Annotated in this window: 12 protein-coding genes and 1 pseudogene; 12 read left to right on the top strand and 1 reads right to left on the bottom strand. The window is 33.0% G+C overall.

From position 1 onward, the window contains the following. Position 1 precedes the first annotated feature (1 nt). Positions 2 to 586, top strand: coding sequence for a dihydroxyacetone kinase subunit DhaL (gene dhaL / locus AC1RPU_RS00925; protein WP_481760996.1), 585 nt, complete (start codon positions 2 to 4; stop codon positions 584 to 586). Further along, on the top strand, positions 583 to 951 hold the full coding sequence (gene dhaM, locus AC1RPU_RS00920; RefSeq protein WP_481760995.1) for a dihydroxyacetone kinase phosphoryl donor subunit DhaM: 369 nt from the start codon (positions 583 to 585) through the stop codon (positions 949 to 951). Before dhaL ends, dhaM begins: the two co-directional genes overlap by 4 nt. 48 nt (positions 952 to 999) lie before the next feature. On the opposite strand, the gene AC1RPU_RS00915 is transcribed toward dhaM, so the two are convergent. Continuing rightward, on the bottom strand, positions 1,000 to 1,368 hold the full coding sequence (locus AC1RPU_RS00915) for a DUF1304 domain-containing protein (protein ID WP_409021750.1): 369 nt from the start codon (positions 1,366 to 1,368) through the stop codon (positions 1,000 to 1,002). Between the two features lie 174 nt (positions 1,369 to 1,542). Between AC1RPU_RS00915 and AC1RPU_RS00910 the strand changes: the two genes are divergently transcribed. The 10 genes and pseudogenes from AC1RPU_RS00910 (at position 1,543) to AC1RPU_RS00865 (ending at position 14,031) form a co-directional block, all read left to right on the top strand. Beyond that, positions 1,543 to 2,010, top strand: a complete 468-nt coding sequence (locus AC1RPU_RS00910) for a DUF2798 domain-containing protein (RefSeq protein ID WP_481760994.1) — start codon at positions 1,543 to 1,545, stop codon at positions 2,008 to 2,010. A 154-nt stretch (positions 2,011 to 2,164) separates the two neighbouring features. Further along, positions 2,165 to 3,352 carry an iron-containing alcohol dehydrogenase gene (locus AC1RPU_RS00905; RefSeq protein WP_481760993.1) on the top strand — a complete coding sequence of 396 codons (1,188 nt, stop codon included), beginning with the start codon at positions 2,165 to 2,167 and terminating at the stop codon, positions 3,350 to 3,352. 127 nt (positions 3,353 to 3,479) lie between these two features. Beyond that, positions 3,480 to 4,328 (top strand): YitT family protein, encoded by an 849-nt coding sequence (locus tag AC1RPU_RS00900; protein ID WP_481760992.1) that lies wholly within the window; start codon positions 3,480 to 3,482, stop codon positions 4,326 to 4,328. An 11-nt stretch (positions 4,329 to 4,339) separates the two neighbouring features. Further along, entirely contained in the window at positions 4,340 to 4,825 is a 486-nt protein-coding gene (locus AC1RPU_RS00895; protein WP_481760991.1) for a methylated-DNA--[protein]-cysteine S-methyltransferase, read from the top strand. A gap of 456 nt (positions 4,826 to 5,281) precedes the next feature. After that, positions 5,282 to 6,151: a methylenetetrahydrofolate reductase gene (locus tag AC1RPU_RS00890; protein ID WP_481762168.1), complete on the top strand. Its 870-nt coding sequence runs from the start codon at positions 5,282 to 5,284 to the stop codon at positions 6,149 to 6,151. Between the two features lie 574 nt (positions 6,152 to 6,725). After that, a pseudogene (locus AC1RPU_RS00885) lies at positions 6,726 to 7,202 on the top strand (helix-turn-helix domain-containing protein); the annotation flags it as partial. 18 nt (positions 7,203 to 7,220) lie between these two features. Beyond that, a complete protein-coding gene (locus AC1RPU_RS00880) occupies positions 7,221 to 8,240 on the top strand; it encodes a hypothetical protein (RefSeq protein ID WP_481761150.1) in 1,020 nt (339 codons plus the stop codon). Beyond that, positions 8,240 to 9,613: an FAD-dependent oxidoreductase gene (locus AC1RPU_RS00875; protein ID WP_481760989.1), complete on the top strand. Its 1,374-nt coding sequence runs from the start codon at positions 8,240 to 8,242 to the stop codon at positions 9,611 to 9,613. Before AC1RPU_RS00880 ends, AC1RPU_RS00875 begins: the two co-directional genes overlap by 1 nt. A gap of 343 nt (positions 9,614 to 9,956) precedes the next feature. Beyond that, a complete protein-coding gene (gene nagE, locus AC1RPU_RS00870; RefSeq protein WP_481760988.1) occupies positions 9,957 to 11,939 on the top strand; it encodes an N-acetylglucosamine-specific PTS transporter subunit IIBC in 1,983 nt (660 codons plus the stop codon). Positions 11,940 to 12,111: 172 nt separating this feature from the next. Next, positions 12,112 to 14,031 carry a fructose-1,6-bisphosphatase gene (locus AC1RPU_RS00865; RefSeq protein ID WP_481760987.1) on the top strand — a complete coding sequence of 640 codons (1,920 nt, stop codon included), beginning with the start codon at positions 12,112 to 12,114 and terminating at the stop codon, positions 14,029 to 14,031. Positions 14,032 to 14,058: the final 27 nt, after the last annotated feature.

The following is a 14,058-nucleotide window of genomic DNA, read 5'->3' as shown; positions in this document are numbered from 1 at the left end:
AATGCTAACAATTGAAAATACAACAGAATGGTTCCAGATTTTTTCAGAGAAAATAAGTGAAAATAAAGCTTATTTGAGTGAGCTAGATACACCAATTGGTGATGGAGACCACGGAAATAATATGGCTCGTGGTGCCGAAACAATTCAAGATTTATTAAAAAATCAAAAATTTGAATCCTTATCAGACTTATTTAAAAGTGTCGCAATGGCCTTTATTAAATCTGTTGGTGGTGCTTCTGGGCCACTTTATGGAACGGCTTTTATTGAAATGTCTAAATTAAGTAAAGAAACAAATGATCCAGCTAAATTAATAGCTGCGGGACTAGATGGTATTAAAAGACGCGGTGATTCAGATGTTGGAGCTAAAACCATGATTGATGTTTGGAATCCAGTTTTAGGGGATATTAAAATGAAGCAAATAACAGTTGAAAAAATACAAGCAGATGTTGAAGCAACCAAAGAGCTTGTTGCAACAAAGGGACGTGCATCATATCTCGGAGAACGTTCTGTCGGTCATGTTGATCCAGGAGCTATGTCGAGTGGCTATTTATTTGAGGCATTACTGGAAACGGGGGTGCTAGTATGACATATGGGGTTGTAATTGTATCGCATGTTCCTGAAATTGCAGAAGGTATCAAGCGACTATTAGATCAAGTTGCAGCAAGTGTCTCAATCACAACAGCTGGTGGGACTGATGATAACGGAGTTGGTACATCATTTGATAAAATCCAAGCAGCTTTTGACGAAAATAGTGCCGATGAGTTGTTAGCTTTTTATGATTTAGGAAGTGCTAAGATGAATTTAAATATGGTCATGGAATTCACAGATAAAAAAGTTCATCTGTACGATACAGCTTTAATCGAAAGTGCTTATACTGCTGCATCTCTTTTAGAGGCTGATGTTAAATTAGCTGATATTGAGGTTCAACTTGAAGCGTTAAAAATTAAATAGCGTAAAAAAATAACGTTAATCTTAATGATTAACGTTATTTTAGTTAGTCTATAAAGCTAAAGTAATTGCGATAAAGGCCAGTAATGCAGGTAATCCTTGTACTAAAATTATTTTTTTTGCAGATGTTAAACTACCAAAAACAGCAGCAATAAAAACAAATCCTGTAAAAAGCAACAACATTGATTTAAGCGCAGCACCAGTTAGAATGAAAAGTACAATCATTAGACCGATACTAATAAAACCATTGTATAGCCCTTGATTAGCCATTAATACTTTTGATTCTTTCTGATTTAAAAATTCTGGTCTTAATTCAAAGGCTTTTTGAGCGATTGAACTAGTTGAGAAAAATAGTTCAAGAATCATAATAAATAAGTGTTCAAGTGCAACAATCCAAGATAATATAAGTGCAATTAACATAGAAATCTCCCCTTAATCGTTATGGATATAGTATAACGTAATGTAATTGGTAGCACAATCAATCGATTTAATCGCTTACAATGAGAATGCTTTAATATTCAAAAAAAAGACTTATGACAGTGAGTTATTTTGTGTAACATTATATTTTATTAAAGTTATTAAGGAGAATGATATATGCCAACAAATGCAAAAGAAGGAATTATTTTTACAACATTAATGTGCTCGATGATGGTTTTCGTTATGAGTGCATACAATTTATTATTAGTCGGAAAACTAGGTCTTGTGACGTTATTACTTGGATTCATTCCTGGTTTTATTGTTGCTTTTATCTTAGATGTTTTAGTTGTCGGTAAAATTGCGATGGCAATTGCTGATAAGTTACCTCTTAATCATGATAAAATGTGGCAAATGATTCTCGCAATCTCAGGAATGATGATTTGTGGAATGGTCGCTTTTATGTCACTTTATGGGTTACTTATTGAAGGTGGTATGCCTGCTCATTTCTGGTCTGCTTATCTTTCTACTGTTGGACACAATATTATTGTTGCGGTACCGTTACAACTAATTATTGTTGGACCAATTTCAAGAAAAATTTTAAGCATGATTCATGCAAAAGATGAAGCTAAAAGAGTCACACAATAATCGTTTATATTTATAGAAGATTCACCAGTAAAATGGTGAATCTTCTTTTAGTAAAGGCTTGTATTGGAATGACATCGCCTAAAGGGGTTATAATGTAGTTGTTCATTTGAAATAACTTTGACTATAACTTCAAAATACAAAGGAGATTATATTTATGAAAGATTTTCAATTTAAAAATACAACTGATATTCGATTTGGTTCAGATCGTATCGAAACAGAATTACATGATGCGGTTGCACAATTTGGTCCCAATGTATTATTAACATATGGTGGTGGATCAATTAAACGTTCAGGTTTATATGACAAAGTAAAGAAAATTTTGAGTGATTTAAATGTTGTTGAATTAGCAGGAATCGAACCAAACCCTAAAGTGGGTTCAGTTCGTGAAGGTCAAAAGTTAGCTAAAGAAAATAAAATTGATGTTATTTTAGCTGTCGGTGGTGGTTCTGTTGTTGATGCTTCAAAAATGATTGCTTCAGCAGCATTTTATGAAGGAGATCCTTGGGATTTATCATTAGACCCCTCAAAACGTTTCAAAATTGATCAATTACCTTTTGTCGATATTTTAACGTTAGCAGCTACTGGTACTGAAATGAATGCTGGATCAGTTATCTCAAATCCAGAAACAAATGAAAAAATAGGTAGTTTTGGTCCCAAAACACCAGCTGTTTCATTCTTGGATCCAGCATTAACAATGAGTGTTTCAAAATGGCAGACTGCTGCTGGTTCAATTGATATTTTCTCTCATTTGACAGAGCAATACTTTGATAAAGAAAAAAATAATGATGTTTCTGACGGTATGATTGAAGGTATCATGCGAACAGTTATTAAATGGGCACCAATTGCAGTTGCGGAACCTGATAACTATGATGCTCGTGCTAATTTAATGTGGTCATCAACAATGGCATTAAATGGTATTATGCGATTAGGTTATCAAGATGGCTGGACATCCCATTCTATTGAACATGAGTTATCAGCGTACTACGATATTACTCATGGTGTTGGGCTAGGTATTATAACACCTCGTTGGATGAAATTCGTTTTATCTGCGGATACGGTTTCTAAGTTTGCTAAATTTGGTCGCAATGTTTGGCATATTCAAGATGATGATGACCAAGTCGTTGCTGATAAAGCTATTCAATCAGTTTATGACTGGGTTAAATCGTTAGGTGTACCAACAACGTTACCCGGTGTTGACATCAATGAAGAAACAAACTTTAAAGTAATGGCTGAATCAGCTGTTAGAGTTGGAAAATTAGATAGTGCTGTTTATGTTGATATGTCAGTAAATGATGTTATTGATTTATACAAAGCTTCAATGACAACTGAAAGTTTCGAATAAAGTAGTAAAAGCATCTCTGTTTAGAGATGCTTTTTTTGTGCCATAAATCGAAAATTTGTTTTATGATATAAAATTCGGTATGCTAAATAGTAAGGGGTTACAAATTTAGAACAGAAAGAGGGCCTTTATGATAAATAGGATGAAACCACAAGTTATTCAATTTTTATTAATGTTAATTGGGTTAGAAATGATTGCAATAAGTATTAATTTTTTCTACGCACCACAAGAAGTTGCGGTTGGTGGTGCAACTGGTATTGCAATCCTTTTAGAAACAGCTTTTAATTGGAACGTTTCGATTGTATTATTGAGCATTAACATGGCGCTATTGATCTTGGCTTATTTTATGTTAGAGCGTTCAACGACTAAAAAAATTATGATTGGTAGTTTTGTATTACCGTTATTTTTAGCGATTACGCCTCAAATAAATATTGTCGAGGATAGATTATTAGCTGTTATTGTCGGTGGCGCAGTTTTTGCGGTGGGAATATCAATTCTCTATCGAATTGATGCATCCAGTGGTGGAACAACGGTTCCACCACTAATAATCAAAAAATATTTCAATATTAAACCTGCAACCAGTCTATTAATAATTGATGGTATTGTGTGTTTTTTCAATATATTTGTCTCGGGTTCTGAAGCATTTATTTTAGCGATTTTTTCTTTAATAATCACGTATTTAATTATGAATTATATTGAAACGGGATTGGACCGTAAAAAAGTTTTATATGTGATGAGTACAGAAGAGGGATTAAAAAAATTAAAAGAAGATATTAATACAACTATAGATAGAGGTCTAACAATCTTTGATGCTAAAGGTGGTTATTCAGGTGAAAGCAAAGAAATGTTGATGATTATTGTTGAAAATCAAAATTATCAACAAATGTTAAATAAGGTGCATACGATTGATCCAAATGCATTTATCATCGTATATAATATCGCAGAAGTTCATGGCGCAAATTTGTCTGGGATTGAATAGGAGATTTTGACATGTACTTAATGAATTGGTTTAATGGCACGGATTATTTTTGGCTAGGGATGACTGATAAAGGATTGAGTTTTGTTGGGTCGCCTAATGGGTTAAGAAGTGAAATTGAAATATTTTATCCAAGAACTAAATTCGAAGAGAATGACAAGATTTTTAAAAGTATAATTGAAGAACTACAAGCCTATTTTGACCATGAAATTCAAAAATTTACGATCCCCGTTGATTTTAATTTGAGTGGGACGATGCTGCAAAAAGAAATTTGGGGACAACTTCAACTTATTCCATACGGTGAAACGAGAACGTATTCTGAGTTAGCTTTAGAAGTTGATTATCCTAAAGCAATTCGCGCTGTTGCTAGTGCAGTTGGTCGTAATCCTATATTAATTGTAATACCTTGTCATCGTATTTTAAGAAAAGATGGCAGCTTAGGGGGTTATCGCGGTGGGATTAATATGAAAAAGCAACTACTAGAAATAGAACGCAAATAAAAAACCGACATTACAAGGGGAGGCAATGTCGGAAAAGGGTAAGGGTGATTAACTTCGGGGAAAGTTGATCATCTTATTTAATTTATTCGGGGAAATAAATTAAAATTAAAAGTTATTAATTAAGGTATGAAGTTATTCTAACAAGTAAATGTGAAGAAAATATGACGTTAAAAAGAAAAACTATAAATGTAAAAAAAACACCACTACTTTTAAAAGTAGTGGTGAGAAAATACTAATCTATTCGAGACTCTGGGGGGAGTAGGTTAGATCTAGATGAAAAATTAAACTAAAATATAATCGTATTTTTTTATAGTAGAATTAAGTTACACACAAAGTATCTTGTGTGTATATTTATAGTATACGGCTTTATTTATTAAAACATAGGCATGTGACAGTTTTGTTAGTTTACAATTAACATTGTAAGGTGATATGAAATTTGATTTGGAGGAAGGTATTTTGAATTTTATAGAGAAAGTGAAAATGACCAAAACGGTTTTAGTTGAGTGGAATACGCCAAGCACGCTTAATCTGGATAATTTTTTTAAAGGTGCTAGCGCACTAATGAAATTAGATATTGACGCATTATCAATTACGGATAATCCTTTAGGGATGCCCCGCGTTTCAAATATATTATTGGGATATAAACTTAGTGAAAAACAGATTCCAGTAATCCTACATTTAACAACACGGGATTACAACTTAGTCGGATTAGAATCTAAATTAATGGGATTAAGTGCTGTTGGTTTAAATAATTTAATGATTATTAAAGGGAATCCTACAAAAATACAAGGTGCCACAAATGTCTATGATTTAACATCGCAACAATTAATTACAACAATTAAAAAAATGAATCAAGGAATATCGCCATCTAATCGTGAATTAAATAGTAAATCACAATTTAAAGTTGGTGGGGCATTTAATATTAATGCGATAAATTTAGATTTTGAATTTGAAGATATTAATCGAAAAATTCATTCAGGAGTAGATTATATTATCACGCAACCGGTATTTGATATGACAAATGTTCAGCGATTAAAAGATTGGATCACCATTAATGAAGTGGCTATACCTATTTTTATCAGTGTAATGCCGATACTTTCATTTGAGCGTGCTCAATTTATTCAAGATAACGTTCAGGGTATTGAACTACCAAATAAGTTTATGGCAGAATTGAAACAAGCGGCGTTGCAAAATGATGAACGTAAGGTCGGTATTGCAGCTTCGCAAAATTTAATTGAATCGTTATCAAACCTTTTTAATGGTGTTCATATAGTGACGCCAGGTTCAGACTATCAAGCAATCATTGAAATTATGCAAGGCCAATAAAAAAAATCCACTACCTGGGAGAGGTAATGGATTAAAAGGAGTAGGGATAATTAATATTCGGGAAGAAATTAATTATCATTTTAATTTGTTTGGGAGAACAAATTAAAGTTAAAAGTTATTTAATTAAGGTATGTTTATATAATAACAAGTAATTATGAAGAAAGTGTGACGAAATTATGTTAAATAAAAGAGAATAAAGAAGTTAGGTATATTTAGCGTATAAGCATTGATAAAGTTAGGTTTTGAAAGAGTAAATACTTATTTTTAGGCAAAAAAAAACGACATCGTAACATAAGTTACAGTGTCGAAAAGGGTAAAACAGTCAAAATCAATTGGGGGATTGATTTTGGTATTCAGTCCTTGGGGGAGGTACTGAATAAGTTTTATTGATTAGGTTACTCATTTAATATAACAAGTATATACCGAAAATGCAAGGGGTAAATTAAATAAAATTAAAAATAAAATTATTAATACCAATTTATCACTTTTCGCGGTAACATATTAATAGAATTAAATTAAATTGGCCTTTTTAATCGTATTGGGTAAGTGGTCAAGTGAAGCTGGGGATTTTTTTATGTATATGGAAGATTTTTTAGATGGGCAGGAAAGAACTTTTAACCAAATACTAGAACTATTACAAACACATGGTGGTTATTTAAGTAAGAAAAAATTAATGGAATTACTCCAAATATCTGGTAATTCTTTACGAATGTACCTAAAAAATATTGAAATAACGCTTGAGGAAGCTACCGCTTCAGGTCATGTTCATTTTGAAGTGAGCGCTAATAACGTTGAATTTGAAGTAGATGGTACGACAAATTTATCGAATATTAGTACTGATTTTTTAAGAGAATCGTATAAATACAAAATAATAATGTATTTGTATGCGAATGAAACATTGAATTTAATTGATCTTGAGAACGAATTACATATCAGTGGGTCGTCAATAACAAGGTGAATTAAAGAATTAAATGAAACGTTAGCAGGATTTGATCTAAAAATTAAAAATCGACGATTAGTTGGGACTAAAATTCAACTGAATTATTTTTATTACCTTTTTTTCATTAGGGTGGTTCCATTCACTGATCGCGAAGAACTCTTATCTAGAAATGAGACGATTAACGATTACGTTAATGTTTTAGATGAACAATATGACTTAGGATGGAAAGACGACGAGAAACTTAGAGTTTTTCTATGGCTTAAAATTTATATTCGAATTAATTCATATAAAGAGCAACATGTTCAGACATTAACGCCTATTTCTCGTGAATTAATCAAAAATAATCTCGCATACAGTAAAGTTAAATTAAGTCTTTTTAGATTTTTAAAAAAATATTCACTTTCCTTTTCTGAAGAAGATGCTGTTGGGTTCTATTACTTTTTAATTGGATTTGATTTAATTAAAAACGATTCTGAATTATATGTTCAAATTAAAGATGACGATATTGATAAAAAAACACCCATCAATAGTGCAATTAGTCTTTTTTGGAGTGATATTGAGAAATATACTTACTTCAAACGGGATTCAAAAATTTCTTATAATTTATTTAATTCATACAGCAAATTAGCCATATTTAAAGGTGAAAGTTTTAGTTATAATCGAACAATTATGGAATTTAATCGTAAATCATTAGAACGAGAAGACTTTTCGCAGATCATTCAAAAATTATTGACGGCGTATCAATCTGTTACACAGTTCGATGGCTTAAATTCGCCAGATGATTTATATTATCTACAAAATCAGTATTTATATATCTTGAATATTTTAAACTTCGAGTTTGATGACGTTTTAAAAATTGGCTTATTAATTAATCGTGATCCAATTATGGAAAAACTAACCGTAATCATTATGGAACGTGTTTTAAGCAGCGTTTTAAACGCTCAAGTAGAAATTTATCAAGAAGGTAAAGAATATGATTTAATTGTGACAAATAGGATGGGTGTTAACCAAGATCAATTTAATTCACCATTATATGTGATGTCAGAAATTGGTGTTAGTTCAGATCAAGTTATTACTGATGTCGTAAATGAAATTTTAGAAATTGATAAGGTTAGAAAAATTAACACGCAAAGCTTGGAGGAAAAATAATGAAGTATGTCATTATCGGCGGAACGCACGCAGGGATAGCTGCCGCTAGAACAATTTCAAAATCAGATCCAAATGCCGAAGTAATTATTATGGAAATGAAAGATAGCGTTAGCTATATCTCATCTGGAATTAATTTGTTATTTGATGGGGTTATTGATAACTTAGAAGAAGCGAGTTATGCGACACCTGCTGCGTTAGAGTCTGAAGGTATTAAATTGATGCTTGGTACTGAAGTGTTGCACGTTAGTACGGAGGATAAACGTTTATACTTTGTTAATGCAGATAAACAATACAGTTACAGCAACTATGACAAATTAATTTTAGCTAATGGGTCTAAGGTTGTTAAACCACATATTAAAGGGATAGATAATGAAAATGTTGTTTTTTATAAAAATTTAGAAGAATCAAAAAAGGCTATGGAACAGTTGTGCCCAACTAATAGGCGTATTTTAATTGTTGGTGCAGGATTAGTGGGGCTTGCATTAGCTAGCTCAATTTATGAGGGACGTAAAGGCGAAAAAGTTGATGTTACAGTAGTTGAAGCTATGGGAGGTGTTTTGACACGGTACGTAGATCAAGAAATTGGTAATCGGATAATTGATGATTTAAGAGAAAAAGGGATAAAGATTGTATTAAAAAATGATGTTCATGCTATTAATGTGGATGAGAATAACAAAATAGTTAGCGTTTCGACAACTGACCAAGAAATCGCCTGTGATTTAGTCGTTTTTTCGGTTGGATTAAAACCTAACAATGATTTTTTGAGAGACGCTGTTGAACTTAATCAAAATAATACCATTAAAATCAATGATTACATGCAGACAAGTGATAAAGACATCTATGCAGCAGGTGATAATGCCGGATTTAAACAAACTGTCAGCCAACGTCGAGAGTATCAACCTCTTGTTAATAACGCTATTAAAGGTGCAATTGTGGCGGCGTATAACTGTACGGGTCTATTTAGTCCTGTTAAAGTTGAAACGACGCAAGGAACAGCGGGGATGAACTTATTCGGTCATTATTTAGCAACGACAGGTGTCACTGAAGAAAACGCACCATATATCGGATTGGATGTTCTATCCAATACAATTGAAAATAAGATTCAATATGATTACGTTAAAAATGGTTCCAAAATACTTATAAAAGTTGTGTACAGGAAAGATACTGAAGTCATTGTTGGTGCACAAATTTATTCGAAACATGATATTTTAGATATGATTAATATCATGTCAGTAGCTATTAATATGCAAATGACGATGGCTAAATTATCATCAATGGATTTTTATTTTAATCCTGAATACAATAAAGCGTTAAATACTTTAAATGAAGTTGCCCTTACGAGAAGGACAAAAGACCGTCATATCAGTAAATAAGCTGTAAATGTCAAAATTTGCGAGTTAACCCTCAAATATTAATATTTTTTATGGGGAATTACATGGCATAATAAGTCTTGTAAATAAATGATTCAAAGAGTTTATTGATTAGGACACAGAATATCGAAGAGAAAATTTAGTGTGGGGACGCTTGTTTTCTAAAAAGTTGGTTGCTTAATATAATTAAGCAACTTTTTTTTTGTCTAAAAAATAAAATTGGTATAGATGTTTAATTTATTTTCTAAAGCCTTGTATACACGTTTTTCACTTGATTTGTATTTGATTTGAATTTTTTTGGTCTAACCTGTATGATAGTTTTTATAAGAAAAAAAGGGGATAAAAAATGAAAAGTTATTTACAGAGAATGGGACGTTCGTTAATGTTGCCTATCGCAGTACTACCGGCAGCAGCATTACTGGTTGGAATTGGAACTTGGTTGCCACAAGATTGGTTTGCGGCGGCATTTATGCAGGCCGGCGGAAACGCAATTCTAGGTAATCTAGCATTATTATTTGCTGCTGGTTTAGCTTTAGGAATGTCGACTAACAAGGATGGCGCAGCTGCGTTAGCTGGTGTTGTTGCATTTGAAATTCCAGTTAAAATGTTGGAACCGACTTCGGTTGCGGCTTTATTAGGAGTAAAAGTAACAGATGTTGATCCTGCATTTAGTTCTATCAGTAGTAATGTGTTTATTGGGATTATTGCCGGATTAATTGCGGCAGCAATGTATAATCGTTTCCATAGTGTGAAGTTACCAATGGCTATTTCATTCTTTAGTGGGAAACGATTAGTACCCATTATGTCAGCATTGGTAATGATTTTTGTTACCTTAGCTTTATTATTTGCATGGCCAGTTGTTTATGCTTGGTTAGTTGCATTTGGTAAGTTTATGGTTGGACTTGGATGGGTTGGAGCTGGTTTATACGGATTCTTCAACCGGCTTTTAATTCCAACCGGATTACATCAAGCGTTGAATTCAGTATTTTGGTTCGACGTTGCTAAAATTAATGATATCGGGAACTTTTGGAGTAATACAGGAATTAAAGGAACTACAGGTATGTACATGGCAGGATTTTTCCCAATCATGATGTTTGGGCTACCAGCTGGTGCGTATGCCATTTATCGAAATGCTTTACCTGAACGTAAAAAAGAAGTTGGCTCATTGATGCTAGCTGGTGCATTTGCATCATTTTTCACAGGCGTGAGTGAACCTTTAGAATTTTCATTTATGTTCGTTGCATGGCCTTTATACGTCATTCATGCGGCATTAACCGGGTTATCTTTAGCTTTTGCCGCATTTATGCACTGGACAGCTGGATTTACATTTAGTGCGGGCTTAGTTGATTACGTCTTGAGTATACGTGTACCAATGGCTAATATGCCACTAATGCTGTTGGTACAAGGTGTTGTGATGGCAATTATTTATTACACACTATTCAATTTTGCCATTAAGAAATTTAACTTAATGACACCAGGTCGCGAACCAATTACTGAAGATATTCAACTATCGCCTGAATTAGGGGATGACAAATATGCACGACAAGCTCAAATTGTTTACGCTGCTATTGGTGGTAAAGATAATTTAACAGTCGTTGATAATTGTACAACCCGTCTTCGTCTACAAGTTAAAGATACAAGCCATATTAATGAAGATGCACTTAAAGCATCAGGTGCTGCTGGGTTTAAAGTTATCGATAAAACAAATATTCAAGTCGTTATTGGAACTGAAGTTCAATTTGTTGCTGACGAGCTTGGTAAGTTATATGAGTCAAAGGCTGATTCTATTTCATTAAGTAATGAAAAGTTACAGGCTGAGACGGATAAATCAAGCGCTACAGCTAATCATAATGATTCAACGGTTATTGGTAGTGAAACGTTTTATACGGTTGCAGAGGGCGAATTAATGTCTATTTCGGATGTTAAAGATGCTACCTTTGCTGAAAAAATGTTGGGTGATGGTTATGCAGTCGAACCAGCTAATGGCGAAATTTATACACCGGTTGCTGGTAAAGTAGCAAGTATCTTTCCAACGAAACATGCAATTAGTATCACGACTGAAACGGGATTAGAAGTCCTATTACACATGGGAATTGATACCGTTCAATTAGAAGGTAAACCTTTTGAAGTGACTATTTCTGAAGGCGAAACTCTTAAACCAGGTGACTTAGTTGCGCGAGTTGATTTAAACGCAATTAAAGCTGCTGGTAAGGAAACAACGATGATGGTCGTTTTAACGAATATGGATAAAGTGTCTAATATAACGTTTGATCATTTGAATGAGACAGTTAAAGCCAATGAAGTTTCGGCAATTGTTCAAACTAAATAAGAATAAATGAAGCAGGCCAAAACTTTTGGTCTGCTTTTTTGGTATAGGTAGCTGGTTTATAAAAAAGCTTATATATAATAATATGACTCATTTAATAAGTTGTAATTGGTATTGGCAAACCGGCATGGTATAGTGACTGTAAGCGCATCATAAAATGAAGGAGGCCATTTAAATGAATCCCTATTATTTAACGTTATTGGAAAAAAGATTTCCGACTAAACAAAGTATTGTCACTGAAATTATTAATTTAGAGGCCATTCTTAATCTACCCAAAGGAACGGAGCATTTTGTTAGTGATGTTCACGGTGAATATAACGCATTTCAACATGTTTTAAGAAATGGTTCAGGAAATGTTAAACAAAAAATTCAAGAAATTTTTGAAGGCCGTTTGACTGAAGAGAGTATACAGGACTTTGCAATCTTAATTTATTATCCAGAAGAAAAACTAATTGCTAAAAAACAACAATTCACTTCACAACCTGAATTGGAGCAGTGGTATTTAGATACCATTGCCAGAATGATAGAGTTGTTACAAAAGACAGCAACAAAATATTCCCGTTCGAAGGTACGAAAGGCACTATCACCTGATTTTATGTATATAACAGAGGAATTATTATATAGTAATTCCAATGAACTTGATCAAAAAGATTATTATAATCGTATAATAGAAAATTTAATTAAATTAAATCAAGCAGAAGCATTTTTAACGGCTACAGCGTATACGATTCAAAGGTTAATCGTTGACCATTTACACGTAATTGGGGATATTTTTGATCGTGGTCCTGCGCCAGATAAAATTATGAAGACACTTCTTGATTATCATTCAGTTGACATTCAATGGGGAAATCATGATATTTTATGGTTAGGTGGTGCTGCTGGCTCGCCTTTATGTATCGCTAATTTATTGCGAATTTGTGCTAGATATAATAATTTAGCTATTGTTGAAGATGCATATGGGATTAATTTACGCCATTTAGCAACATTTGCCGATAAAACGTATCAAGATAATCCAGCATTTTCACCGAAAGTTAATTCAGCACAAGAAAAAATCAAAGAAGACGAACGACTTTTAATGACCAAAATACACCAGGCAATCGCTATTATTCAATTTAAATTAGAAGGACAGATTATTAAAAGACGTCCTGATTTTGATATGGCAAATCGTGCGATTTTAGAAAAGATTTGGAACAAAGGGTCAAAAATAGAAATCGATGGGAAACATTATTCACTACAAGATACTTGTTTTCAAACAGTTGATTGGGCAGATCCGTATAAATTAACAGATGATGAGTCAGAAATAATGGATAAATTAGTAGAATCATTTATCCATGCGACTAAATTACGAGAACATCTAGATTTTATGATGGCACGTGGTAGTATGTTTAAACGATATAATGGGAACTTGTTAGTTCACGGCTGTATTCCAGTTACACAAGAAGGTAAATTGGAGGGCTTTGAGCTAAAAGGGAAAGCATATGCAGGACCAGAATTATTAGCTTTTTTTGAAGATAATTTACGTAAAAGCTATGCTAAACCTAAAAAATCTACTGACCTTGAAACTGATTTACTTTGGTATTTATGGCAAGGACCCAAATCGCCTTTATTTGGGAAACATGCGATGAAAACTTTTGAACGTTACTTTATTAATGATGAAGAAGTTCAAGTTGAGATACCAAATGCGTATTACAAATTACGACATGATGAAGCATTTTGTCGTCATATATTAGAAGAATTCGGGCTTAATCCAGATAACGGTAAAATAATTAATGGGCATACACCAGTTAAGCGTGGGCACAAGCCGGTTATGGCCAATAAAAAGATGATTGTGATTGATGGTGGTTTCTCAAAAGCTTACCAATCAACTACTGGAATTGGTGGATATACGCTGCTCTCTAATTCATATGGCTTACAATTAGTTGCTCACCAACCCTTTACGTCTAAGTGGGATTCAATTGAAAATGGGACAGATATTATTTCAGTGAAACGAATTATTGATAGTGAAGTTAAAAGACAAACAATTGCTGAAACTGATATGGGAAAAGAACTTGCTAGTCGTGTTGTAGAATTAAAAAAATATTTACAGAGTAAATAAAAAATCTTACTGAAAAGTAAGATTTTT

This window comes from Dellaglioa sp. CoH-55-MRSF-7 (genome assembly GCF_056782235.1).
The sequence above is the reverse complement of the archived record's forward strand: the minus strand, read 5'-3'. Positions and strand labels throughout refer to the sequence as shown.